This window comes from Marinobacter shengliensis, from assembly GCF_003007715.1.
In the GTDB taxonomy this organism is placed as follows: Bacteria; Pseudomonadota; Gammaproteobacteria; order Pseudomonadales; family Oleiphilaceae; genus Marinobacter; species Marinobacter shengliensis.
The window spans coordinates 301,326-324,403 of record NZ_PXNO01000019.1; the positions used below are offsets into that span (position 1 = coordinate 301,326).

22 protein-coding genes and 1 pseudogene are annotated in these 23,078 nt (G+C 59.2%); 7 read left to right on the forward strand and 16 right to left on the reverse strand.

What is annotated here, in order from left to right; all coding sequences use genetic code 11:
* The first annotated feature begins 75 nt into the window (after window positions 1–75).
* From C7H10_RS05135 to C7H10_RS05145, 3 genes are all read left to right on the forward strand, one after another.
* Window positions 76–633 (forward strand): aminoacyl-tRNA deacylase, encoded by a 558-nt coding sequence (locus C7H10_RS05135; protein WP_072676099.1) that lies wholly within the window; start codon window positions 76–78, stop codon window positions 631–633.
* Between the two features lie 77 nt (window positions 634–710).
* Window positions 711–2,006: an FAD-dependent monooxygenase gene (locus C7H10_RS05140; RefSeq protein WP_106694007.1), complete on the forward strand. Its 1,296-nt coding sequence runs from the start codon at window positions 711–713 to the stop codon at window positions 2,004–2,006.
* Window positions 2,007–2,047: 41 nt separating this feature from the next.
* Complete coding sequence (locus C7H10_RS05145; protein WP_061330868.1) at window positions 2,048–2,413, forward strand: histidine triad nucleotide-binding protein; 366 nt, start codon at window positions 2,048–2,050, stop codon at window positions 2,411–2,413.
* Window positions 2,414–2,786: 373 nt separating this feature from the next.
* Here the strand turns inward: C7H10_RS05145 and phoU are convergent, their stop codons facing one another.
* From phoU to C7H10_RS05170, 5 genes are all read right to left on the reverse strand, one after another.
* Window positions 2,787–3,509: a phosphate signaling complex protein PhoU gene (gene phoU, locus C7H10_RS05150; RefSeq protein ID WP_106694008.1), complete on the reverse strand. Its 723-nt coding sequence runs from the start codon at window positions 3,507–3,509 to the stop codon at window positions 2,787–2,789.
* 30 nt (window positions 3,510–3,539) lie between these two features.
* Entirely contained in the window at window positions 3,540–4,427 is an 888-nt protein-coding gene (gene pstB, locus C7H10_RS05155) for a phosphate ABC transporter ATP-binding protein PstB (RefSeq protein WP_106694009.1), read from the reverse strand.
* A gap of 12 nt (window positions 4,428–4,439) precedes the next feature.
* Complete coding sequence (gene pstA, locus C7H10_RS05160) at window positions 4,440–5,717, reverse strand: phosphate ABC transporter permease PstA (protein ID WP_106694010.1); 1,278 nt, start codon at window positions 5,715–5,717, stop codon at window positions 4,440–4,442.
* The gene (pstC, locus tag C7H10_RS05165) at window positions 5,710–7,098 is read right to left on the reverse strand and encodes a phosphate ABC transporter permease subunit PstC (RefSeq protein WP_106694011.1); all 1,389 of its coding nucleotides are present in this window, start codon (window positions 7,096–7,098) and stop codon (window positions 5,710–5,712) included. Before pstC ends, pstA begins: the two co-directional genes overlap by 8 nt.
* A 104-nt stretch (window positions 7,099–7,202) precedes the next feature.
* Window positions 7,203–8,249 carry a substrate-binding domain-containing protein gene (locus C7H10_RS05170; protein ID WP_425269117.1) on the reverse strand — a complete coding sequence of 349 codons (1,047 nt, stop codon included), beginning with the start codon at window positions 8,247–8,249 and terminating at the stop codon, window positions 7,203–7,205.
* A gap of 194 nt (window positions 8,250–8,443) precedes the next feature.
* Between C7H10_RS05170 and C7H10_RS05175 the strand changes: the two genes are divergently transcribed.
* On the forward strand, window positions 8,444–8,848 hold the full coding sequence (locus tag C7H10_RS05175; RefSeq protein WP_106694013.1) for an acyl-CoA thioesterase: 405 nt from the start codon (window positions 8,444–8,446) through the stop codon (window positions 8,846–8,848).
* 47 nt (window positions 8,849–8,895) lie between these two features.
* Here the strand turns inward: C7H10_RS05175 and C7H10_RS05180 are convergent, their stop codons facing one another.
* From C7H10_RS05180 to C7H10_RS05210, 8 genes are all read right to left on the reverse strand, one after another.
* On the reverse strand, window positions 8,896–9,897 hold the full coding sequence (locus C7H10_RS05180) for a dihydroorotate dehydrogenase-like protein (protein WP_106694014.1): 1,002 nt from the start codon (window positions 9,895–9,897) through the stop codon (window positions 8,896–8,898).
* The gene (gene nifJ, locus C7H10_RS05185) at window positions 9,890–13,486 is read right to left on the reverse strand and encodes a pyruvate:ferredoxin (flavodoxin) oxidoreductase (protein WP_106694015.1); all 3,597 of its coding nucleotides are present in this window, start codon (window positions 13,484–13,486) and stop codon (window positions 9,890–9,892) included. Before nifJ ends, C7H10_RS05180 begins: the two co-directional genes overlap by 8 nt.
* 82 nt (window positions 13,487–13,568) lie before the next feature.
* Window positions 13,569–14,012 (reverse strand): glycosyltransferase, encoded by a 444-nt coding sequence (locus C7H10_RS19295; protein ID WP_244178182.1) that lies wholly within the window; start codon window positions 14,010–14,012, stop codon window positions 13,569–13,571.
* On the reverse strand, window positions 13,954–14,661 hold the full coding sequence (locus C7H10_RS19300; protein ID WP_244178183.1) for a tRNA-queuosine alpha-mannosyltransferase domain-containing protein: 708 nt from the start codon (window positions 14,659–14,661) through the stop codon (window positions 13,954–13,956). The genes C7H10_RS19295 and C7H10_RS19300 overlap by 59 nt, the downstream gene beginning before the upstream one ends.
* A 42-nt stretch (window positions 14,662–14,703) precedes the next feature.
* Window positions 14,704–15,939, reverse strand: coding sequence for an MFS transporter (locus C7H10_RS05195; protein WP_244178184.1), 1,236 nt, complete (start codon window positions 15,937–15,939; stop codon window positions 14,704–14,706).
* Between the two features lie 17 nt (window positions 15,940–15,956).
* Window positions 15,957–16,754: an ABC transporter permease gene (locus tag C7H10_RS05200; RefSeq protein WP_106694016.1), complete on the reverse strand. Its 798-nt coding sequence runs from the start codon at window positions 16,752–16,754 to the stop codon at window positions 15,957–15,959.
* A complete protein-coding gene (locus C7H10_RS05205; protein ID WP_106694017.1) occupies window positions 16,741–17,349 on the reverse strand; it encodes an ABC transporter ATP-binding protein in 609 nt (202 codons plus the stop codon). The genes C7H10_RS05200 and C7H10_RS05205 overlap by 14 nt, the downstream gene beginning before the upstream one ends.
* A gap of 7 nt (window positions 17,350–17,356) precedes the next feature.
* Window positions 17,357–18,028 carry an SDR family oxidoreductase gene (locus tag C7H10_RS05210; RefSeq protein ID WP_106694018.1) on the reverse strand — a complete coding sequence of 224 codons (672 nt, stop codon included), beginning with the start codon at window positions 18,026–18,028 and terminating at the stop codon, window positions 17,357–17,359.
* 115 nt (window positions 18,029–18,143) lie between these two features.
* On the opposite strand from C7H10_RS05210, the gene C7H10_RS05215 reads away from it, so the two are divergent.
* The gene (locus tag C7H10_RS05215) at window positions 18,144–18,770 is read left to right on the forward strand and encodes an outer membrane beta-barrel protein (protein WP_058091567.1); all 627 of its coding nucleotides are present in this window, start codon (window positions 18,144–18,146) and stop codon (window positions 18,768–18,770) included.
* Between the two features lie 7 nt (window positions 18,771–18,777).
* Here the strand turns inward: C7H10_RS05215 and arsJ are convergent, their stop codons facing one another.
* From arsJ to C7H10_RS05230, 3 genes are read right to left on the reverse strand one after another with little or no spacing between them, the layout of a single operon-like run.
* Window positions 18,778–19,971: an organoarsenical effux MFS transporter ArsJ gene (gene arsJ / locus C7H10_RS05220; protein ID WP_106694019.1), complete on the reverse strand. Its 1,194-nt coding sequence runs from the start codon at window positions 19,969–19,971 to the stop codon at window positions 18,778–18,780.
* Between the two features lies 1 nt (window position 19,972).
* The gene (locus C7H10_RS05225) at window positions 19,973–20,977 is read right to left on the reverse strand and encodes an ArsJ-associated glyceraldehyde-3-phosphate dehydrogenase (RefSeq protein WP_106694020.1); all 1,005 of its coding nucleotides are present in this window, start codon (window positions 20,975–20,977) and stop codon (window positions 19,973–19,975) included.
* Between the two features lie 45 nt (window positions 20,978–21,022).
* Window positions 21,023–21,787, reverse strand: coding sequence for a metalloregulator ArsR/SmtB family transcription factor (locus C7H10_RS05230; RefSeq protein WP_106694021.1), 765 nt, complete (start codon window positions 21,785–21,787; stop codon window positions 21,023–21,025).
* A 117-nt stretch (window positions 21,788–21,904) separates the two neighbouring features.
* On the opposite strand from C7H10_RS05230, the pseudogene C7H10_RS19465 reads away from it, so the two are divergent.
* Window positions 21,905–21,997, forward strand: a pseudogene (locus C7H10_RS19465) (arsenical resistance protein ArsH); the annotation flags it as partial.
* Between the two features lie 9 nt (window positions 21,998–22,006).
* The gene (gene arsB / locus C7H10_RS05235; protein ID WP_106694022.1) at window positions 22,007–23,071 is read left to right on the forward strand and encodes an ACR3 family arsenite efflux transporter; all 1,065 of its coding nucleotides are present in this window, start codon (window positions 22,007–22,009) and stop codon (window positions 23,069–23,071) included.
* The last annotated feature ends 7 nt before the right edge of the window (window positions 23,072–23,078 follow it).

Genomic DNA, 23,078 nt, shown 5'->3' on the forward strand with positions numbered 1-23,078 from the left:
CTCTTGCCATCGGGGCCAGGCCCGGGAAGGCGGATGGCTCCACAACACCGACCATGCTGTCAGGAGGTTGTGACTATGCCGGTGAAGCAGTTAACAGAGTTCCTGGACGAGGCAGGTGTGGAATACATGTGCCTCTCCCATCCCCCTGCCTTCACGGCCCAGCAGCTGGCCCACCACGTCAAGATCGCCGGCGACCGGGTTGTTAAAACCGTCATCATCGAACTCGATGGCAAAATGGCCATGCTGGTGATGCCTGCTACCTGGCGGGTGCGCTGGGATCGACTTTCCCGGGTGCTGGACACCGATTTCGTGGATCTTGCCGACGAACAGGAATTCCAGGACCGGTTTCCCGAGTGCGAGGTGGGCGCCATGCCACCGTTCGGCAACCTGTTCGGCATGACGGTCTATTGCGCCGAAGTGCTGACGGAGCAGCCGGAACTGGCCTTCGCCGCCGGCACCCACACCGAATCCATTCACATGAAAACCGCAGACTTCCTGCAACTGGTTCACCCCATGGTGATCAACCAGGGCTTCACTCGGCCAGGCGCCCAGAAACCGGCCTGGCTGACGAAAGGCCGTCAACGGCCGGAAACCACTGAGGAAAAGACCGTCTCCAGACTCGCGGGGTACTGAAACCCGGCGGATTGATCCCGGTCGCTTGTCTGGCCCGTGGCATCGCGTAAACTGATGCCATCAGACAGGAACCGGATATGAACCAAGCATTTGACATGATCATCGTTGGCGCCGGCATGGTCGGCGCCGCCCTTGCCAACGGCCTTGGCCAGCAGGGCATCAAGGTCGGCCTGATTGACAAAGCCGAGCCCTCGGACTTTGACGCGGATGCCAGCCCCGATATCCGGGTATCGGCGCTCAGTGCAGGCAGCGAGCGATACCTGCAAAGCCTGGGCGCCTGGCCTCGCATTCAGGCCATGCGCGCCACACCCTATCGCCGCCTGGCCGTGTGGGACGAGACCCCGCACCCGCTCAGCCGCCTGCTGCCCGGCTCGTTGACCGAAGTGGAATTCAGTGCGGCCGATCTCGGCGCAGGCCATCTGGGCCATATCGTCGAAAACAGCATCACCCAGAACGCCCTGTGGCAAACCTTACAGGACGAACCCGACGTCACGCTGATTACCGGCCAGGGGCTCAAGGCACTGACACAGAATGCCGAGCGTGCAACGATAACCCTGGACGATGGTACAGAACTGAGCGCCCAACTGATTGTCGGGGCGGACGGCGCCATGTCCAGAGTGCGGGAACTGGCCGGCATTGGCGTGACCCGTGACCAGTACGAACAACAAGCCATGGTGATTTCGGTCCGCTACCTGGGCCAGCCCGAGGACATTACCTGGCAGGGCTTTTACCCCAGCGGCCCCAGAGCCTTCCTGCCGTTACACAGTGCAGGTGAGCAATACCCCGGCGAAACCTGGGGATCACTGGTGTGGTACGACAGCCCGGCAAGGCTGGCCGAACTCAAAGCCATGGACAACAGCACCCTGATGACGGAAATCCGCAAGGCCTTCCCGGCGCGCCTGCCGCCGCTGAACCACATCGATGCCAAAGCCAGTTTCCCCATCGCCCGCCAGCACGCCAAGCACTATGTCCAGAACCGCGTGGTGCTGGCCGGCGACTCCGCCCACACCATCAACCCCCTGGCCGGCCAGGGGGTGAACCTGGGCTTTCAGGACGCCCAATGCCTACAGGGCCTGCTGAAAGAAGCCCGCCGCAGCGGCGATGACCTGGCCAGCCAGCACTGGCTGGCGCTATACGAACAGAAACGCCGGCCCGCCAACCGCCGCATGATGCTGGCCATGGACCTGTTCTACCATCTGTTCAGCAACGCCATCCCGCCGGTACACCTGGCCCGCAACCTGGGGCTTGGCGCTGCCCGCGCTTTGCCCTTCGCCCGCAACGGTGTAGCCCGCTACGCCATGGGCCTGGATGAAGAGCTGCCGGCCGTGGTCAGGCAGATCACTTCCCGGATTCCGGGTCTGAATCAGCTTTAACACCGAACAACAATCCCAAAGACAATCGAAAAGGAGCCACCATGTCAGAGACGATTTTCACCAAGATCATCAACCGGGAAATCCCCGCCGACATTCTCTACGAGGATGACCTTGCCCTGGCGTTCAGCGACATCAACCCTCAGGCGCCGGTGCATTTCCTGGTTATTCCGAAGAAGGCCATCGCCACGATCAACGACATTACCGAGGATGATCGGGAACTGGTGGGGCATCTGTATGTGGTGGCAGCGAAGATTGCCAAAGAGAAGGGATTTGCCGACGATGGCTATCGGGTTGTCATGAACTGCGGCGAAAATTCGGGGCAGACAGTGTTCCATATCCACCTGCACGTTCTTGCCGGCAAACCACTTGGCTGGCCGCCTTATACTGACAAAATGAAACAGGCCTGATTCTCTACCTTCTTTCTCCGGCACACGGCTTAGGAGTGGGCAGCCGAGCCAGTAGTGCTGTTCGGGAGACGCTCAAGGCATCCATGCGCGCTTAGCTTTGGCCATCCATGGCCAAAGATACTCCCGAACAGCACTACCGGCCCGGCTGCACCCGGCCTGGTGCCAAGCCTTCCAGAGCATTGAGTCTGGGTTTGGGGAAACCAATGCCTTGGTCCGGCTGGCTGGTGTGCGGGTTGGCTTTACGGGACTATCTTTCGCCAGGGATGGCGAAAGCTAAGCGCCCACGGACGGCTTGAGCGTGTCCCGTAAAGCCAACCCGCATGCCAGCCCTCCACCAAAGCCCGCCCCCGCATGGGAACGGGATTGTGCAGATTTACCGGCCAACCACCTTCTCAGCCTCATCCACGGGCGTATGGCGAACATCCTCGCCTTTGACCATGAAGATGACGTTCTCAGCAATGTTACAGGCGTGATCACCCACCCTCTCCAATGCCCGCAGAACCCACATCACCGACATACACCGTGAAATATTGCGGGTATCTTCCATCATAAAGGTCAACAGCGTACGGGCAGCAGCCTGATACTCCTCATCCACCCGCTTGTCTTCCTTCATCACCCGCAATGCCTGCTCCGAATCCAACCGGGCAAACGCATCCAGCGCATCGTGCAGCATGCTCAACACATGGCTGGCAATATGGCGGATCTCGACATAGCCACGGGGCGCCTGGCCTTCTTCGGACAGTTTAATCGCCATCTTGGCGATCTTCTTGGCCTCGTCACCAACCCGCTCCAGGTCCGCCACCATCTTGATCACCGCAATCACCAACCGCAAATCCCGCGCCGTGGGCTGGCGGCGAGCGATGATCAGCGTGGCCTCTTCGTCCAGTTCCACTTCCATTTTATCGACCTGTTTGTCACCAGCACGGACGTTCTCCGCAACGTAACCATCGCCGTCGACCAGCGCCTGAACCGCACGCTCAACCTGGCTTTCCACCAGACCACCCATGTTCAGAAACTGGGTTTTCAGCTCGGTCAGCTCGTCATTGAACTTGTGGGAAATGTGATCCCCGTATACATCGTCCTTTTTATTCGGCATATCTGATATCTCCAGTGTTCCCCGGTGCCCTTAACCAAAGCGGCCAGTAATGTAGGATTCCGTCAGCTCGTGCTCCGGTGAGGTGAATACCTTGTCAGTCTCGTTCACCTCCACCAGATGCCCCAGGTGGAAATACGCGGTGCGGTTGGAGACTCGTGCCGCTTGCTGCATGGAGTGGGTCACGATCACGATGGTGTAACTCTCCGACATCTCGGCAATCAGCTCTTCCACTTTTGCGGTGGCGATCGGGTCCAGGGCCGAGCATGGCTCGTCCATCAGGATCACTTCCGGGCTGACAGCGATCGCCCGAGCGATACACAGTCGCTGTTGCTGACCACCTGACATGCCGGTAGCCGTTGCATCCAAGCGGTCTTTAACCTCGTCCCACAGACCAGCCTTGCGCAGACTGCTTTCGACGATTTCGTCAAGGTCGGACTTTCGATTGGCAAGGCCATGAATTCGTGGGCCGTAGGCCACGTTATCGTAGATCGACTTGGGGAACGGGTTCGGCTTCTGGAACACCATGCCCACCCGAGCTCGCAGCTCTACGACATCCCGTTTGGTATGGTAGATGTCGTCTTGGTCCAGCATAAGCTGCCCCTTGACGCGGCAGATGTCGATGCTGTCGTTCATCCGGTTCAAACAGCGCAAAAACGTCGACTTACCGCAGCCGGACGGGCCGATAAACGCAATCACCTCGTTACGGCCAATGTCCAGGCTGATATTCTTGATCGCCCGTTCTTCTCCGTAGAACACCTCGACGTTACGCAACCTGAACTTGGGGTCATCCGCAAATGGAATGCCCACGGTTTTACCTTCCTCAATGACGGTTTCCGCCGGCCGTTCTTCCTGTAGCGGTATAAGGGTCTCTTCAGGCATATCTGCTTCGCTGGTCACGGTTGGATTCATAGTGTTCATTGATAATCTCCTTTACCACCGGCGTTCAAGGCGCTTGCGCAACCAGATAGCCAATGCATTCATACTGATCAGAAAAGTCAACAGAATCATAATGCCTGCAGACGCCAGCTCAATGAATCCCTGCTCAGCACTGCTGGCCCAGAGATAGATTTGCACCGGCAATACGGTCGCGGCACTGAAGAAGCCATCCGGCACATCCACAATAAACGCCACCATACCGATCAGCAGCAATGGCGCGGTTTCACCCAGAGCCTGAGCCATTCCAATGATGGAACCAGTGAGCATACCGGGCATGGCCAGTGGCAGCACATGGTGCAAAACCACCTGCATTTTCGACGCGCCAATTCCCTCTGCCGCTTCGCGAATTGACGGGGGAACACTCTTAATGGCAGCACGGCTGGATATGATGATGGTTGGCAGAGTCATTAACGCCAATACGAGGCCACCGACCACAGGCACTGATCTGGGCATCCCAAACGTGTTGATAATGACCGCCAAGCCCAGCAGGCCAAATATGATGGATGGCACTGCAGCAAGGTTGTTGATATTCACCTCAATAAAATCGGTAATCTTGTTCTGTGGAGCAAACTCCTCAAGATAAATGGCCGCAGCCACACCAACCGGGAAGGCGATTGCCAAAGTCACAACCAGAGTCAGGAGAGAGCCCACGAGCGCTCCCAGAATACCGGCATTTGACGGTTCCCTAGAATCCCCGCTGGTAAAGAATACATCATTAAATGCCGTTTTAATGACACCTTTTTCCATCAACTGGTCAACCCATTGCTGCTGCTGCTCCGACAACCGGACACTGTAACTGGGGTTATCCCTGTGCTTGACGTACACAGACACCGCATCGCTGGCAAGAAATGTCAGCGTTTGAGTGGTATTCAGCATCTCGGGGTTTGCCCTCAACAAATCGCTGATATCGTTGCTCCCGTATGTGCCTACAAGCCTATAGAGTTGGCGAAGATCTTGAGACCTCGCCGCCTCCGGCACCTGCTTTTGCAGAGCCGCAATGATAGGTGCGGCAAAATCGGCCATGGCACGCTGATCAGCATCGGTGGGGTCATCCAGATACATGGACTGACTGTCCAGCACCACCTCAAGGGTGACGGTCGTTTTGATAAAACCCGTCCAACCTTTCCCGATAATGTCGGCAAACAGGATAACCAGAGCGCCCAATGCAATGGAAATTGCGAGCACACCGTATGCCCGGAACCGACGTTCTTTACGGTAGCGTTTTTTTAACGAGCGACGAACGATGTCCGCCTGTGAGCGTTGGTCAGTCATATTGTTCCCTATACTTGCGGACAATTTTCAAGGCGATCACGTTTAACAACAAAGTCACCACAAATAGCAGCATACCCAAAGCGAAAGCAGACAAAGTTTTGGGGCTGTCAAACTCCTGGTCTCCTACCAGCAAAGTCACGATCTGGACGGTAACGGTTGTAACCGTATCAAGAGGGTTAAGGGTGAGGTTTGCAGCGAGGCCCGCAGCCATGACCACAATCATCGTTTCACCAATAGCACGGGAAGCGGCCAGAAGGATACCGCCCATAATGCCCGGCAAGGCCGCCGGAAAAATAACCTTTTTCATGGTTTCCGACTGGGTAGCACCCAGTGCGAGAGAACCATCCCGCATGGTTTGAGGCACGGCATTGATGACATCGTCAGACAACGACGAAATAAACGGTATGATCATAATGCCCATGACCAAACCTGCCGCCAACGCGCTCTGTGAGGAGGCGGCGAGCCCCACGGCTTCTGCCACTTCACGAATAAACGGCGCCACCGTTAACGCAGCAAAAAACCCGTAAACAACCGTCGGGACACCCGCCAGCATTTCCAGTAACGGTTTTGCCACCGAGCGGACCCGCTTGCTGGCATACTCCGACAGATAGATGGCTGAGAGCAGGCCTGTCGGCACCGCCACCAGAAGCGCAATCACTGAAATAAGCAATGTACCCGTGAACAGAGGAATAACACCGAAGGCGCCTTCAGCTCCAACCTGGTCGGCCCTTAGCGCCATTTGCGGGCTCCAGCTGGTTCCAGTGATGAAGTCCCAGAACGGTATATGCTGGAAGAACCTGAAGGTCTCCATGATTACGGAAAAAACAATGCCCAACGTGGTCAGAATGGCAATTGCGGCACATACAAAGAAAATCCGCAGCAAGGTCTTCTCAACCTTTTCCCGCGCATTGACATGAGGGGCTACCCGAGTCCAGGCGAAACTGGCGCCGAGCACCGCAATCAGCAACACGAGTATCGTCATGAATGTTTTGCTTTGGGCGCGCAGCGTCTCCAGAAGTTCGGCCGCCGCAACAACACCATCCGGAGCAAACTCGGGTGACAGCCTTCCGGATGCAATATTACTGATTTGCGATAACAGAAGACTTGCTCTTCCGGCGGAATCAGGTGCAAGCTCGGAAGGCAGAGAACTAATAACAATCGCCTGAATAACCTTAGCTTCGAAGCCAGCCCATGCCGCAAGCACCAGTAGTGCCGGAATGGCACACCATAAGGAGGCTCTTGCCGCGTAATAAAAGGGAAGCGATTTCAGGTTGCGAATGCCGCCGATAGGCTCCGCAACAGCCCGGGAACGCGAGTAGGCGAGCAAATAGGCCACCACGGCCAGCACCAACACCAAGGGCAACAAATTAGCAGTTTGCATAACGTTCTCTGCGTCGTGGCGTGAATAATGTCTGTTTCAGTCTGACATGCGAAACGCGAGCGCCTAGGCTCGCGTTTCTTTTACATCTCTGCAACTTATCTTGCTTAGAAATCAGCCGCAGTCATCGGAGTCAGTTCCTTGGCTCGCTTTGCTACTTCCATCCGGTCAGCGCGAGGCATCGGAATCAGACCAACGTCCACCATGTAACCGTTGTCGCCCCAAGCGCCTTCACTGGTAAACTCGGCGATGTATTCTTGGATACCAGGAACAACACCCACGTGCGCCTTCTTGACGTAAAAGAACAATGACCGCGCTACCGGGTACTGATCGCTGCCGATGGTTTCTTGGGTCGGCTCTACACCGTCAACGGTAACGGCCTGAATAACGTTGCGATTCTCTGCAAGGAAGCTGTACCCAAAAATACCATAAGTACCTGTATCCCGAGAAAGACGCTGCACGATCAGGTTGTCGTTTTCGCCTGCGTCAATGAAAGGTCCGTCTTCACGAATACTGCGGCAAGTGGCCCGAAAGTCGTTCTTGGACATTGCTTTGATAAAGGGGTATACAGAACAACCGCCTTCCATCGCAATTTCAACGAAAGCATCACGGGTACCGGAAGTTGGAGGAGGACCCATTACACTGATGGCCATGTCCGGCAGGCTGGAATCGATGTCGCTCCATTTTTTATAAGGGTTCGGAACCAGCTTCTCAGCACCACTGGGGTCTGGCACTTCTTTCGCCAAAGCCAGGAAAACCTGCTGAAGGCTCAGATCAAGCGGCTCATTCTGAGCGGACTGGGCGATCACGATGCCGTCGCTACCGATACGCACCTCTACAATGTCTTCCACACCATTGGATTGGCACAAATCAAACTCGCTCTTTTTGATCGGACGAGAGGAGTTGGTGATATCAGGGTGCTGGGTACCGATACCTTGACAGAAAATGCTCAGGCCGCCACCAGAGCCGGTAGACTCCATGCGAGGGGTAGGAAAATCAGTGTTACGACCAAAACGCTCGGCAACTACCGTAGCGAAAGGATACACCGTGGAGGAACCTACAATACTGATAGTATCGCGGGCCATGGCCGGGGTAGATACCGCCGCAATGCTGCCAGCCAGGGCAACAGAGGCAAGAGCTGCTTTCAGTTTCATCACGTTAAGTCTCCATTATCGGTGGACGTTGTGTATGGATCTGCTTTACCGATGAGTGCATCCTAAGGAGTGTCTGTGACAACTTTGTTACAGCATTTGAAATATAGACGTCATTGTTCAAATTTTCTTGCAGCACGCCGCCAGCCCGTTACCATGCAGGGAAAACAACTCATAAGTATCTACAGGCGACTCCCATGACTGCATACGATGACGACAAACCCAAACCCCGCGGGGAACTCACCCTGCAGGTGGTACCCCTGCCCTCAGACACTAATCCCAATGGCGATGTGTTCGCCGGCTGGCTGGTCAAGCAGATGGACATAGCCGCCGCCACCATGGCCGGGCGTATTTCACAGGGCCGCAATGCCACCGTGGCCATGGACCGGATGGAATTTCTCTCGCCATTGCGGGTGGGTTCCCAGGTGGGCTGTTACTGCGAGCTGGTGGATATCGGCCGCAGCTCCATGAAAATCAATGTGGAGGTGTGGACCCTCGACCGCGCCTCTAAAAACCCGCGCAAGGTGACCGAAGGCCTGTTCGTGTACGTGGCCATTGATGAGCATGGCCGCATCCGGGAAGTACCGGACCAGAGCCACTGATGTTCCGCTGATGGCTCAGGGCCGGTGTGCATCCCGGCCCTGGCTCCCTATAAGGACGACGGCCATCCGTGCAGCAGCCGGGCATAGTTCAATCGCTCCCAGGTGCCGGCATCCGGCACATTATCCAGTGACAAGGCGCCACGAGCCTCCTGCAGGGATTGATAGCCTATGCTGGCCAGGCGCGTGGTGAGTTCACCCCCCAGCCGCTCGAAGGCGGCAGGGCCGTGTTGCAGAACCGTCGAAACCAGCTGTACCACCGTGGCACCAGAGAGGATCGCTTTGGCGGCATCGTCGCCCGTGTGAACGCCCCCAGACGCTGCCATGTCCAGGCCGGTGCGGTTATACAGCCTGGCCATGGCGTGCAGACGCAGTGGCAGCTCAGCACTGGTCGAAAGAACCACCTCGCGACTCAACGCCAGTTGTTCCAGGTCGATATCCGGCTGATAGAACCGGTTGAAGAGCACCAGCCCCCTGGCCCCTGCCGCCTCAACGCCCGCCACAAACGCCGGCAATGCCGAGTAGAAAGGCGAGAGTTTAACGCTGACCGGCACCGACACCTGCTCTACGACCGAACGAATCACCGCCAGCTGGCGCTGTTCCAGGGTATCGGCGGTATCGCCGGCATCGGTGGCCAGGTCGTACAGGTTGAGCTCGATGGCATCGGCCCCGGCCTGCTCCAGTTCCCTGGCGTGCTGAGTCCAGCCGCCGGGGGAAATACCGTTGAGGGAGGCAATCACCGGCACCCCCAGCTCCGTTTTCAACTGTTGCAGCCGTTGAAGGTAACTGCCGGAGCCCATCTCGAAGATCTCGGATTCCGGGAAAAACGAGCGAGCCTCAGCATCCATGTTGATTCGGGAATCGATAAACTTGTGCGCGGCCATCTGCTCCGCCACCAGCTGCTCTTCAAACAGCGAGTGCATCACCACCGCACCGGCGCCGGCCTGCACGCAGGCCTTGAGGGTATCCAGCTCATCGGTCAGCGGGCTGGCGCCCAGCACCAGGGGCGACTTCAACTCCAGGCCCAGCCAGCGGGTTATCAGGTCAGTCATGGCGCTCTCCATCCCCGGCGGTTTTTTCATTCACGGGGTCATGGGGTTCAAAATGAATACCGGCCAGCTGCATATACAGCTCCCGCTGTTCTTTCGCGGCATCGCTGGCATTGGCCACCAGCAACTCGTAGCGCTGAGGGTCCCGCAGTTCCAGCATGCGGAAACGAGCCTCTTCCTGCATATAGGCTTTCATCGGCACCTTCTGGCGCACGGAATCCAGCTGCAATGGCGGCAGGCCTTCCTCAATCCGCCTTGGATCAAAGCGGTACAGTGGCCAGGCCCAGCTGTCCACCGCCCGCTTCTGCTGAGCCGGGGAGTGCACCAGGTCGTAGCCGTGGGCAATACAGGGGCTGTGGGCGATGATCAACGCCGGGCCGTCAAAGCTTTCGGCCTCCTGCAGGGCCTTGGTGGCCTGATTGCTGTGGGACTGAATGGCAATCTGGGCCACGTAGACATGGCCATAACTCATGGCCAGCAGCCCCAGGTCTTTCTTGCGGGTTTCCTTGCCCGCCGCCGCAAACTTGGCCACCGCCCCCATGGGCGTGGCCTTGGATTGCTGGCCACCGGTGTTGGAATAGACTTCGGTATCCAGTACCAGCAGCTTGATGTTCTGGCCCGAAGCCAGCGCATGGTCCAGCCCGCCGTAGCCGATGTCGTAGGCCCAGCCGTCGCCACCAATCACCCAGACGCTCTTGGGACAAAGTTCATCCGCCAAGTTATCCAGCTCCTGCGCTTCTGAGCCTTGTTGGCTTTCGAGCCAGTTACGCAGTTGGACGACGGCTGCGCGCCGGGCCGCCATGGCGCTCTCGTCGAGAGTGACACAGGGGCTGGTCAGGGCCTGGTAGAGTTCAACAGGGAGCGGCGCTTTCATATCTTCCAGCAACTGCCTGGCCCGGCCAGCCAGTTTGCCCAGGCCCATACGCATACCCAGGCCCAGCTCTGCGGCGTCCTCGAACAGCGAATTGTTCCAGGTGGGTCCCCGGCCATCGGCATTCACCGTGTAAGGGGTGGTCGGCAGGTTGCCGCCATAGATGGAGGAGCAGCCGGTGGCATTAGCAATCATCAGCCGGTCACCCAGCAACTGGGTGAGCAATCGGATGTAAGGGGTTTCACCGCAGCCGGCACAGGCCCCCGAATATTCGAACAGGGGGATCAAAAGCGGTAAGGATTTGAAGTCCCTGGGAATTCGGTCTCGGGGTACATCCGGCAGGTTTCGCAGGAAGGCCAGATTCGTGGCCTCATCATCCACATGTTCCCCAACGGGGCGCATGTTGATGGCCTTGCGCTTGGGCTGGGTGCGATCCTTCGCCGGGCAGACTTCCACGCACAAGCCGCAGCCAGTGCAGTCTTCCGGCGCCACCTGAACCCGGTAGTCCAGCCCTTCCAGCTCCGGCGTGTGGGTTTCCGGCACCGCGAGGAAGCTATCGGGAGCATCTTTAGCACTGTCCGGCTCGAATACCTTGCTGATAATGGCGGTATGCGGGCAAATCATGGTGCAGAAATTACACTGCACGCACAGGTCCGATTCCCAGATCGGAATCTCCTGGGCAATGGCGCGCTTCTCGTACTGGCTGGTGCCAGTGGGCCAGGTGCCATCCACCGGGAAGGCGCTGACCGGCAGTTTATCGCCCTGGCCATCCATCAGCAGCCGAGTAACTTTCTGCACGAAGTCCGGGGCATGCTCCGGTACTCTCGGGGGCCGGGTCCGGGTGGCGGTTACTGAACCGGGCACCGGCACTTCATGCAGGTTATCCAGGGCGGAATCCACCGCCTCCACATTGCGCCGCACCACCTCCGGCCCGCGCCGGCCCCAGGTCTGGCGAATGGATTCCTTGATATGGGCAATGGCCTCGTCACGGGGCAGGATATCGGCCAGGGCAAAGAAGCACACCTGCATCACCGTGTTGATTCGCCGGTCCAGCCCGGCCTGTTCGGCCACGCTGGCGGCGTCGATCACGAACAATCTGGCTTTGCGCTCCACCAGCACCCGCTGGGCTTCCACCGACAATTGGTCCCAGGCCTGCTCTGCTGGCCAGGGCACATTCAAGAGCACCGTCGCCCCGGGCGCAGCGTGTTCCAGCACGTCAAACTTCTCCAGAAACTGCGGCGCGTGCACCGCCACAAACTGGGCCTGACTAATCTGGTAACTGGAACGAATGGGATGCGGCCCGAAGCGCAGATGGGAGACGGTGGTGGCACCGGATTTCTTGGAATCGTAAACAAAGTGCCCCTGGGCGAACAGATCGGTGCCCTCGCCCAGAATCTTGATGCTGGCCTTGTTGCTGCTGACCGTGCCATCGGCACCAAGGCCAAAAAACAGCGCCCGCCGGGTTTCCGGCGATTCGATATCCAGCTCGCTGTCCACCTCCAGCGACAAATGGGTAACGTCATCCCGCACTCCCACGGTAAAGCGGGTTTTTGGTGCCGGCTCCTGCAGTTGCTCAAACACCGCGCAGACCATGGCCGGGGTGAACTCCCGGGAGGACAAGCCATAACACCCGCCGATCACCCGGGGCAGATTGGGCCGATCGCCCCGGCTGAACGCTTCCATTAGCGCGCCACTGACTTCCAGCAGCAAGGGTTCACCCTGGGCGCCGGGTTCCTTGGTGCGGTCCAGCACGGCCAGATGTTGCACGGTATCCGGCAGCGCCTTCAGGAAGCGCTCGGTGGCGAACGGCCGGAACAGGCGCACTTTGAGCACACCCACTTTTTCGCCTTTGGCCATCAGCCATTCCACGGTTTCATGGGCACATTCCGCCCCGGAACCCATCAGGATCAGCACCCGCTCGGCTTCCGGATGCCCAACGTAGTCGAACAGCTTGTACTGCCGACCGGTGACGTCGGCAAAGCGGGACATCACCGCTTCCAGATGGTCCGGGAAGGCTTGATAAAACCGGTTGGCCGCTTCCCGGGACTGGAAAAAGGCGTCGGGATTCTGGGAGGTGCCCCGCAGCACCGGGTGGTCTGGCGTCATCCGGCGGTTACGATGAGCTTCGATGCCCTGATAAGGCACCAATGCTTTCAGTTCATCGTCCCTGAGCGGGACAATCTTGGCGATTTCATGGGAGGTACGAAAGCCGTCGAAAAAGTGCATCACCGGCACCCGGCTTTCCAGCGTGACTGCGTGCCCGATCGCGGCCATGTCCTGGGCTTCCTGCACTGAACCGGAGGCCAGCAGGGCGAAGCCGGTGCCCCGGGCACTCATGACATCGGAATGGTCACAGAAGATCGACAAGGCGTGGGTGGCCAGGCTGCGGGCGGCCACGTGCATGCAAAACGGCGTCAGCTCGCCAGCAATTTTGTACAGGTTGGGCAACATCAGCAGTAGGCCCTGGGAGGCAGTGAACGTAGTCACCAGTGAGCCCGCCTGTAAGGCGCCGTGCATGGCGCCGGCCGCGCCGGCTTCGGACTGCATTTCCACCACACCCGGTACCTGGCCCCAAACGTTTGTTTTGCCCAGGGCTGCCCAGTCGTCGGCATGCTCCCCCATGACAGAGGCCGGAGTAATCGGATAGATGGCGATGGTTTCACTCAACCGATAGGCCACTGAGGCAACGGCTTCGTTGCCGTCGAGGGTGCGGAACTCCATGGATACCATCCTTGTTGGAACGGCGGGATAATATCCAGTCTAGGCAGGGCCTGTGAGGCCCGCAAGTTGGCGCCAGACCAACCTAACGGCCAGCAATCAGGTCATCCAGCAGGGCCTGGTAACACCCCGCCAACCGAGACGCCCGCCAGGCATCAGGGGAAGTAGAAGCGGGTTTATCCACCATGATCTGTTCCAGGCAGTTAACCCCAGCCCTGGCTTCCTCTTCCGGGCTCGATTCATCACTCCGGTAACGGCAAGGCTCGGGCACATACTCCCGGTACGCCAGCCGGTCCGGCACCAGGGCCACACAGCCCGACGCCATGGCTTCCAGCACCGCCAGGCCCTGGAAGTCGTGCAAAGCTGTGGACAAAACAACGTCTGCCTCGCGCAGCAACCGGTCGTACTCATCGCGACTGTCCATATAACCCCAGTGCTCGATGTAACCAGCAAATTGATGGTGGATCCGGTCAAATGCCTCCGGGTAACGGCGGAAGCCCTCCCCCACCACACTCAAACGAAAGGGCATGGACCGGCCCGCCAGCGTCTGCAAAAACGTCAGCAAGCGATCCGCGCCCCTTATCGTATTCCCAGCGATGGTTCCAGAGCAGGTGTGGGCACCGCCAGTTCAAGGCGCGCCCCTGGTCGACAAACAGGCGGTCTTCAATCGGCACCGGCAGCACCCGGGATTTCTCTGTTAATGCCTGCACCACCCCCGGCGGCACCGCATCGGGCATTTTGTTCAGTAAGGCGTCAACGCCCCGCAAGAAACTGTCACGGTTCCAGGCGCTGTTGAACGCTACCGCGTCCGCCGCCAGCGCGCTGTATAGATTCACCATCTGCGGCTCCAGCCGACCCTGCTGCTGTTCGCTCACCGGAAAGGCAAACTGGTTTTCATGCATGTAGAGCAGGCACGGAGTGGTTGCCAGCTGGGGATGCAGACCCCGCAGGGTGGCCAGATCCACCATGGACGTGGCGACTATCAGGTCCCAGGGTTGTGACAGGCATGGCTCGGCCAGCCAGCTTACCGGGTTACCGCGAATGCGCCACTGGAAGAACCGGGGAGGAAGCGTCAGGGTCTGCCAGTGATAGTCGGGACACATCGCCACCAGCTGGTTCCGCCAGCGCTGGTGGCTGGCGGCGTCGTAGGCGGACAACAGAAGAATTCGCGGGGTCATGGCGATCCGTAACAGATGGGGCGGCTGAATCGGGCTATTGTATCAGGCTGGCGCCTTGCCTCGACCCAGCGATAGCAATCCGAGCACCGGCCCCGGCAGCAACAGCAACGCCACCCACACCCCCCAGGGGCTCCAGAGCCCGCTGGTGATCCAGATAGCGGGCAGCGTCAGACCAAACCCGACGGCATTCATCACCGCCAGTGAGGAACCGACCGTTTCTTTCGGTGCGGTAGCCGCCGCCAGAGCCGAGAACTGGGGCGAATCCGCCACCACGGCAATGCCCCAGATCATCAGTAATGCGATCAGCAGTATTGGCGACAGGCCGTGCAACCAGGGGTACAGCAGGCACAGCGCCCCGGAGACCATCAGCGCCCGCCGCGCCACCCACTCACTGCCCCGGGTCCGACTGAGCCGGCCACCGCCAATGCAACCGGCCGCGCCGATACCGATCACCACGAACGATAGCCAGGGCACCAGCGCCTCACCCTGCCCCAGTCGGTTTAGTTCCCGGGCAATCAGTAACGGCACCAGGGTCCAGAACGCATAGAGCTCCCACATGTGGCCAAAGTAACCGCCGGCCACCGCCCGGAACCGGGGAATTCGCAGGGCTGCCAGGCCCTGAGTGATGGGTAGCCCACCCTTGGCTTTGGGCAGGTGCGGGCCATCGCCGAGCAGGAACACCAGCAAACCGCCGGCCAGCGCCAGAACCGACGCCGCCAGCAACGGCCACTCCCACGGCAGGCCCAGGGTTGCACCCCGCATTAAATGAGGCAGCGCAGTCCCCAGCGTGAGCATGCCCACCAACCACGCCAAAGCGGCGCCTGCGTGCTTGGGCGTCCAGGCAATAACCAGCTTCATGCCCAGAGGGTAGATACCAGCCAGGCACAGACCAGTGGCGAATCGCAACAGGCTATCCACCGGAAACACCCCCGCAACCAGGACAAAACCGGCATTGGCCAGGGCGCCCAGGACGCTGGAGACCAGAAAAATCCGACTGGCGCCAAAACGGTCGGCCAGCCCGGTAACCGCCAGGGTCAGCGTACCGACAATAAATCCGGCCTGAACCGACAGGGTAAGCCGCCCCAGATCCGATTCCGCCAGCCCCAGCTCACCAGCCAGGGATAACCAGACCCCATTGATACTGAACCAGAGGGACGTGCCAAACAGTTGTGCCAATACAATCACTGGCAGGGGATAACGTTGCAGTAGTCCGATCATCTTGTTGTCTTTATTGCGGGTGAAGCCCAAGCCTAGCCCCAAAGCCGCTCGAGTACCCATGCTACTTTGGTGCCCGGTCAGGATTCTATCAAACGATCCAGCCGCAGCCGCTCCCGCTCATCGAACAGCCGGCGACCACCCCAGCCCACCGCCATGACGGCTCCAAAACCGGTGCCGGCGGTAATGATCAGCATCACCAGAATCTGGTATTTCACCGCCACCGCCGGTGGGCTGCCCGCCAGAATCTGACCGGTCATCATGCCCGGCAGGCTGACAATCCCGGCCGCAGCCATGGCGTTGATGGACGGCATCATGCCACTGCGCATGGCGTCCCGGCGGATATCCTCCAACGCCTGCTGCCAGGTCTGGCCCAACATTAGCCGGTTCTCGATCACTGCCCGCTGGCGCCACACCGAGTCATTCAGGCGATCCAGGGCCAGGCTGACACCGGTCATGGTGTTGCCCAGCATCATTCCCAGCAACGGAATGGCGTACTGGGGCGCATACCAGGGGTCGGGGCCTATCACCACCGTCAGCGCAAGCACCGTCACAGTAAAAGAGGACACAAACATGGCCCCGGTACCGATGCCAAACGCCCACCAGCCACGCAGGCGCCGGCCCTGGCGCGCCACCACCTCCCGGCCAGCCACCAACAGCATGATCAGCGCCAGCAGGGCAATCCAGTAGAACGCCGAAGAGGCAAAGAGCGCTTCCAGTACCAGCCCAATCAGGGCCAGCTGGATAACCGTGCGGACAGTGGCAATCAACAGACTGCGGGACACACCCAGCCGGGCCATATGACTGGTTAATGCCAACGCCAGGATGAGCAGCGCCGCCAGCCCCAGCTTCCACCAGGCCAGATCAATCACTTCCATGTTCGGGCTCCAGTGCCGTTCCGCGAATCCGATAGTGGGCATCCGCCACGCGGCGAATCTGGGCCGGGTCGTGGGCTACCCATAAAGTTGCAATCTGCTGGCGGTGAATCTCGTCCAGCAGCCAGTTTTCAATGTTGAGGGTGCTGTCGCCATCAAGATTCGCCGTCGGCTCATCCAGCAACAGCGCCTGTGGCTTAAGGGCCAATGCCCGCCACAATGCCAGCCGCTGCCGTTCACCGGATGACAGCCGGCTGACCGACCAGGCCATCACGTCCGCAGGGAACCCCAAAGCGGCAGGCAGCCGTTCGCCAGCCCCTTCGGGAAAGTGGGCACTCACCTCGTCAAACCACCACTGACTGTCCGCCGGCACCATCACCACCTGGCGTCGCCACTGATGGGCCGGCACCGCGCCCTGGCTGGCGCCATTCAGGGAAATCTCTCCACCGTGGGGTTCCAGGTCTGCCGCTGCCCGCAATAACCGACTTTTACCACTGCCGGATGGCCCGGACACACAGACTACCCGGCCAGCGGGTACCGCCAGTGACACCCCGGTAAGGGCACCAACGCTGACCTGATCCAGCAACAGGCCCGTCAAAACCGGATCACCAGGGCAGTTCCTCACCGTTGCTGTGCCAGAACGAACCGGAGTTCTCCAGGTTCAGGTTGGCAATGCGCTCGGCCAGCCCTTTGGCGGACTCTTCCGGAGTGATCAAACCACCAAAATTCACCATTCGGGTCTTCACATAACCGGGATGCAACTGAGCCACCGCAATGCCCCGTGGTTTCAGGTCTACTGCCAGTGATTTGCCAAAAGCGTTGAGGGCCGCCTTGGAGGCACGATAGCCGTAGCGGCCGCCGGAGTCGTTGTCGGCAATGGAACCCATGCGGCTGGTGATGTTGGCGATCTTGCCGCCTTCACGGATTTGCGGCACCAGAGCTTCGGTGACCCGCAGGGGTGCGTAGGCGTTGATTTCCATCTGAGTGCGGATGGAATCGAAATCGATACTGCCCAGCTGCTCATCCTGCAACAGCCCGGCGTTGTTGATCAGCAGGCTGATGGACTTGTCAGCAAGGCCGGTTTTGAGTGCGTCAATACCGGCATCGGTGGTGACATCCACCCCGTCAATCACCTGATTCGCAACCGCGGCCAGCTCGTCCGAGGACTGCCGGCATACGCCGATCACCTCACAGCCCTCCCGCGCGTAATGCCGGGCCAGTTCCAGGCCAATGCCACGGTTGGCACCGGTAATCACAACCACTTGGGGTTCAGACATAACACCTCCCTTTTACACGGTTTGTTCAGCCCTATTGGCAGGGTCTGCCGAATCTGTAATGGTTACACCATTGCACACCATCTTGCCAGTAACCCACCGCAGAGTATCGGCGCCCATGAACATTCGAACCCTCACCGCTGTCACACTCACTCTGGCGCTGGCCTCATCACCGGCAGCGGCAGACATCGGTTTGTCACCGTTTGCCGGTTATCGCATGGGTGGCTCGGTGGATATCGAGACGGCCGGCGCCAGCACCGATGACCAGATCCGCTTTCGCGATTCCGTCAGCCATGGGCTGGTGGTCAACTTTGACCTGCCGGAAGCCGGCAAACAGGGCGAGCTCTACTTTGGCCGACAAAGCACCTCGGCCAGGCTGGACAACGGGTTATTCGCACCGGGCACCCGGTCCATCGACCTGACCATCTACCAGCTGCAGTTTGGCGGGCTCTACTTTCCGGGCGGTAAAACCTATGGCGGGTTTGTCTCCGGCGTGCTGGGCGTTACCCGGCTAGAGCCGGACGATTCCAGTTACGACACCCACCACCGAGCCGCCCTGTCGCTCGGCGGCGGCTACCAGTTTTTCCTGAGTGAACAATTGCGCCTGCGACTGGACCTGCGGGGTGTCTACACCGCCCTGGATTCCGGTGGCTCGGTGTTCTGCTCCGGGGGATGTGAGCTCAAGTTCCGCAGCAGCGGATACCTGCAGGTAGAAGCCAGTGCTGGCCTGGTGGTACGTTTTTAGTACCCGCTCAGGCCATCACCTGTCGCCGCTCAGGCAGCAGCATTGATAGCGAAGCCGCCATAGCAACCAGCCCCGCCGAAATCCACAAACAGGCCTCCAACCCATACACCTGATACACCCAACCGGACAGGATGGTACCTAACAACCGGCCGGCAGCGTTGGACATGTAATAGAACCCCACATCCAGTGAGACGCCATCGCCCCGGGCGTAGCTGACGATCAGGTAGCTGTGCAGGGAGGAGTTGATGGCAAACAGCACGCCGAACAGCAACAAGCCCCCGACAATGACCACCTGTGGCGACCAGCCCGCCATCAGGCCACTGGCAATGGCTGCCGGAATAAGCGCCAGAAACGCCGCCCAGAGTACCGCCGGTTTCTTGCCTTCCATATTGCCGGTAATCCTGGGGGCTATGGTCTGGATAAAGCCATAGCCGATGATCCAGCTGGCCATAAAGCCGCCCACTTTCCAGTGGTCCCAGCCAAATACGGTGTGCAGGTACACCGGCAACGCCACCACAAACCACACGTCCCGGGCACCAAACAGGAACATCCGCGCGGCAGACAGCACGTTGATGGCCCGACTCTTGGACAGTATTTCACTGAACTTGGGCTTGGCCTTGCTCTTGCCCAGCTCCTGTTTGAGCAGGAACAGGCTGGCCAGCCATACCAGCCCCAGAGCCACCGCCATGATCACCACGGCACCTGTAAAGCCGGCCGCCATTAGCAGCACGCCACCCAGGAAGAAACCTACCCCTTTAAGGGTGTTCTTGGAGCCGGTGAGAATGGCCACCCACTTGTACAAGGTGCCCTGTTGCTCATCCGGCACCAGCAACTTGATGCCACTCTTGGCGGACATTTTGTTCAGGTCTTTGGCAATGCCGGACAACGCCTGTGCCGCCATCACCCAGGGCACGGTCAGCATGGCCGCCGGCACCGCCAGCATGGCCAGGGCCACAATCTGCAGGAACAGCCCGATGTTCATGGTGCGGTTCAGGCCCATACGGGCCCCCAGATAACCGCCCACCAGGTTGGTTACCACCCCGAAGAACTCGTAGAAGATGAACAGCAGGGCAATTTCCAGGGGTGAGTAACCCAGCTGGTGGAAATGCAGTACCACCAGCATCCGCAGGGCTCCATCCGTGAGGGTGAAGGCCCAGTAGTTGCCGGTGATGACCAGGTACTGGCGAATGGCGGCATTCATATCAGGCCAGGCCCACCTTGCGCGCCAGCTCGGCGGTACGGTTGGCATAACCCCACTCGTTGTCGTACCAGGCGTAGACCTTTACCTGGGTGCCGTTGATAACCAACGTGGACAGCGCATCAACGATGGATGAACGGGGATCGGTTTTGTAATCGATGGACACCAATGGACGCTCTTCATAGCCCAGGATGTCTTTCAGCTCTCCCTCGGCGGCTTCTTTCAGCAGCCTGTTAACCGCCTCCACGTCTGTGGGCTTTTCCACTTCGAAAACACAGTCGGTCAGTGACGCGTTGGTGAGCGGAATCCGCACCGCGTGGCCGTCCAGCCGGCCCTTGAGCTCCGGAAAGATCTCGATAATCGCGGTGGCGGAACCGGTACTGGTGGGAATCAGTGAACTGCCACAGGCCCGGGCCCGGCGCAGATCCTTGTGGGGCGCATCGATGATGGTCTGGGTGTTGGTCAGGCTGTGAATGGTGGTGATGGAACCGTGCTTGATGCCCAATTTCTCATGGATCACTTTAACCACCGGGGCCAGGCAGTTGGTGGTGCAAGAGGCCGCGGTGATAATCCGATCGGTGGCCGGGTCGAAGATGTGTTCGTTCACCCCCATCACAATGTTCTTGGCGCCCGCTTCCTTTACCGGCGCGGTGACGACCACCCGCTTCACCCCCTGGTCCAGGTAGGCCTGCAAAACCTCGACTTTCTTGTTCACGCCGCTGGCTTCAATCACCAGATCACAGCCCGACCAGTCGGTGTCCGAAATGGCCCGGTTTCGGGTAACGCGCAGGCGCTGTCCTTCAATCACCATGTCGTCGCCATCGGCACTGGCTTCATGGCTCCAGCGGCCGTGGACACTGTCGAAATTCAGCAGGTGCGCGAGGCTTGCCGCGTCTGCTCCCGGGTCATTGATGGCAACGAACTCCAGTTCCGGCCAGCCCCAGGCAGCCCGCAGCGCCAGCCGGCCAATGCGTCCAAATCCGTTGATACCTACTTTGATCTTGCTCATCGTGATCTCCTTGCGACCTTCGCAATCCGTAAACTTATTAAGTGATCAGGGGCACTGTACAACCGGGCGATCCGCCATGGCCTGCAATTGCGCCAGGGGGCGCTCGATCAACGCCCCGTTACTCAGAGCGGTCTCATCCAGAACCCTCGCCACCCAGGCCGGTAGCCGGGGGTTAAGGTAATAATAGACCCATTGGCCACGACGCTCGGTTTCCAGAAGCCCGGCATCCCGCAGGCTCGCCAGGTGGCGGCTGACTTTTGGTTGCGACACCTCGAAGGCTTCGGTCAGCTCACATACGCACAGTTTTTCCTGATCCTTGATCAGTAACAGCGCGGCCAGGCGCAGGTCGTCGGCCATGGCCTTGAAGATCGCAACCGGGCTGTAGTCGGCGGGTTTCAGGCCGGTTTCTTTCTGGTGCACCAGGGTAAACAGGCCAAGGCGCTCCTTCAGTTCTTTCAACGTCAGGGCAAAGGTGGCGTGGCGATTGGTCTCTGCCGGGTCCGGAAAGTCCCAGGCAATCTGCTGGGCACCCTGGCACGCTGCGGTGCATTCCCGGGCAGCTTTTTCACACAGGGTGATCACGTAGTCCCAGTACTGGCCCTTCAGCTCAGCCAGCTGTTTGCTAAACAGCCCTTCGGTGGCAATACCGGCCTCGGACAATACCTGCAGCGCCAGCGGATGCGGCTCTGTGGGCTGGGTGCCGGCGCTGGCCACTTCAAACTGGTCTCCGGCCATGTGCCGCAGCAAGGCCTCTGCCATGATGGAACGGGCACTGTTTGCGGTACAGATAAACAGAACTCGGCGCTTCATATCCACATCCCCAAATATACGTTTTTACGAATATCTAATTTTATGCATAATAGTGTGACAAGATGATGTCGTAAAGGACGAAACCGGAATCATGAAACCCCAGTCAGCCCAGTACGGCAGGACCGCAGCGACTATCTGACCGATCGTTATTCCGAGCGCAGGGAAAGTGCAGAACAATTGTCCAAGCGCGTGAACCAACGTTCCATTTAAGGAAGTGCAATGAGCAGTAACGAACTGGCCGCGGAAGCCTCATCCAGCGACATGGGTGTTTTCGAGCGCTACCTGTCTGTCTGGGTAGCCCTGGCGATTGTTGTCGGCGTAGCCCTGGGCCAACTGGCGCCCTCCGTGCCGGAAACCCTGTCCCGGTTTGAATACGCACAGGTATCCATCCCCATCGCTATCCTGATCTGGGCAATGATCTTCCCAATGATGGCCCAGATTGATTTCATCGCCATTGTCGGGGTGCGCAAAGAGCCCAAGGGGCTGGCTATCACCACTACGGTGAACTGGCTGATCAAGCCTTTCACCATGTTTGCCATCGCCTGGTTCTTCCTGATAGTGGTGTTCGAGCCATTCATTGCCCCCGAGCTGGCGAGCGAATACCTGGCCGGCGCTATCCTGCTGGGTGCCGCTCCGTGCACTGCCATGGTGTTTGTCTGGAGTTACCTGACCCGTGGTGACGCCGCCTACACCCTGGTACAGGTGTCCTTGAACGACATCATCATGCTGTTTGCCTTTGCGCCGATTGTCGTGTTCCTGCTGGGTATTTCTGACATCCAGGTGCCCTGGGATACGGTCATTCTCTCAGTCGTGTTGTACATCGTGATTCCGCTCACCGCCGGCTACCTGACCCGCCTAACCCTGATCGCACGCCAAGGCCAGCGCTGGTACGACGAGGTGTTCATGAAACGGCTCGGCCCGGTGACTCCGGCGGCCCTGATCGTCACACTGGTACTGCTGTTCGCGTTCCAGGGCGAGGTTATTCTGGAAAACCCGCTGCACATTGCCCTGATTGCCGTGCCGCTGATCATCCAGACCGTGCTGATCTTCTTTATTGCCTACGGCTGGGCAAAATTGTGGAAGGTACGCCACTGTATTGCTGCACCCGGCGCCATGATCGGTGCCAGCAACTTCTTTGAACTGGCGGTGGCCGCCGCCATAGCGCTGTTCGGCTTGCAGTCCGGTGCCGCGCTGGCGACCGTGGTGGGCGTGCTGGTGGAAGTGCCCTTGATGCTGATGCTGGTACGCATTGCCAATAAGACCCGTAGCCACTTCCCTGCCTGAGAAAACG

Excerpts from the sequence above, each read along its gene's own strand:
- phoU (WP_106694008.1), bottom strand. The coding sequence starts at position 3,509 with ATGCCGAATAAAAAGGACGATGTATACGGGGATCACATTTCCCACAAG.
- C7H10_RS05145 (WP_061330868.1), top strand. The coding sequence starts at position 2,048 with ATGTCAGAGACGATTTTCACCAAGATCATCAACCGGGAAATCCCCGCC.
- arsB (WP_106694022.1), top strand. The coding sequence starts at position 22,007 with ATGAGCAGTAACGAACTGGCCGCGGAAGCCTCATCCAGCGACATGGGT.
- C7H10_RS05180 (WP_106694014.1), bottom strand. The coding sequence starts at position 9,897 with ATGACTGACCTGATAACCCGCTGGCTGGGCCTGGAGTTGAAGTCGCCC.
- C7H10_RS05175 (WP_106694013.1), top strand. The coding sequence starts at position 8,444 with ATGACTGCATACGATGACGACAAACCCAAACCCCGCGGGGAACTCACC.
- arsJ (WP_106694019.1), bottom strand. The coding sequence starts at position 19,971 with ATGAATGCCGCCATTCGCCAGTACCTGGTCATCACCGGCAACTACTGG.
- C7H10_RS05215 (WP_058091567.1), top strand. The coding sequence starts at position 18,144 with ATGAACATTCGAACCCTCACCGCTGTCACACTCACTCTGGCGCTGGCC.
- C7H10_RS05170 (WP_425269117.1), bottom strand. The coding sequence starts at position 8,249 with ATGAAACTGAAAGCAGCTCTTGCCTCTGTTGCCCTGGCTGGCAGCATT.
- C7H10_RS19300 (WP_244178183.1), bottom strand. The coding sequence starts at position 14,661 with ATGACCCCGCGAATTCTTCTGTTGTCCGCCTACGACGCCGCCAGCCAC.
- C7H10_RS05140 (WP_106694007.1), top strand. The coding sequence starts at position 711 with ATGAACCAAGCATTTGACATGATCATCGTTGGCGCCGGCATGGTCGGC.
- C7H10_RS19295 (WP_244178182.1), bottom strand. The coding sequence starts at position 14,012 with ATGCCCTTTCGTTTGAGTGTGGTGGGGGAGGGCTTCCGCCGTTACCCG.
- C7H10_RS05195 (WP_244178184.1), bottom strand. The coding sequence starts at position 15,939 with ATGGGTACTCGAGCGGCTTTGGGGCTAGGCTTGGGCTTCACCCGCAAT.
- C7H10_RS05135 (WP_072676099.1), top strand. The coding sequence starts at position 76 with ATGCCGGTGAAGCAGTTAACAGAGTTCCTGGACGAGGCAGGTGTGGAA.
- pstB (WP_106694009.1), bottom strand. The coding sequence starts at position 4,427 with ATGAACACTATGAATCCAACCGTGACCAGCGAAGCAGATATGCCTGAA.
- C7H10_RS05230 (WP_106694021.1), bottom strand. The coding sequence starts at position 21,787 with ATGAAGCGCCGAGTTCTGTTTATCTGTACCGCAAACAGTGCCCGTTCC.
- C7H10_RS05200 (WP_106694016.1), bottom strand. The coding sequence starts at position 16,754 with ATGGAAGTGATTGATCTGGCCTGGTGGAAGCTGGGGCTGGCGGCGCTG.
- C7H10_RS05225 (WP_106694020.1), bottom strand. The coding sequence starts at position 20,977 with ATGAGCAAGATCAAAGTAGGTATCAACGGATTTGGACGCATTGGCCGG.
- pstC (WP_106694011.1), bottom strand. The coding sequence starts at position 7,098 with ATGCAAACTGCTAATTTGTTGCCCTTGGTGTTGGTGCTGGCCGTGGTG.
- C7H10_RS05210 (WP_106694018.1), bottom strand. The coding sequence starts at position 18,028 with ATGTCTGAACCCCAAGTGGTTGTGATTACCGGTGCCAACCGTGGCATT.
- nifJ (WP_106694015.1), bottom strand. The coding sequence starts at position 13,486 with ATGGAGTTCCGCACCCTCGACGGCAACGAAGCCGTTGCCTCAGTGGCC.
- pstA (WP_106694010.1), bottom strand. The coding sequence starts at position 5,717 with ATGACTGACCAACGCTCACAGGCGGACATCGTTCGTCGCTCGTTAAAA.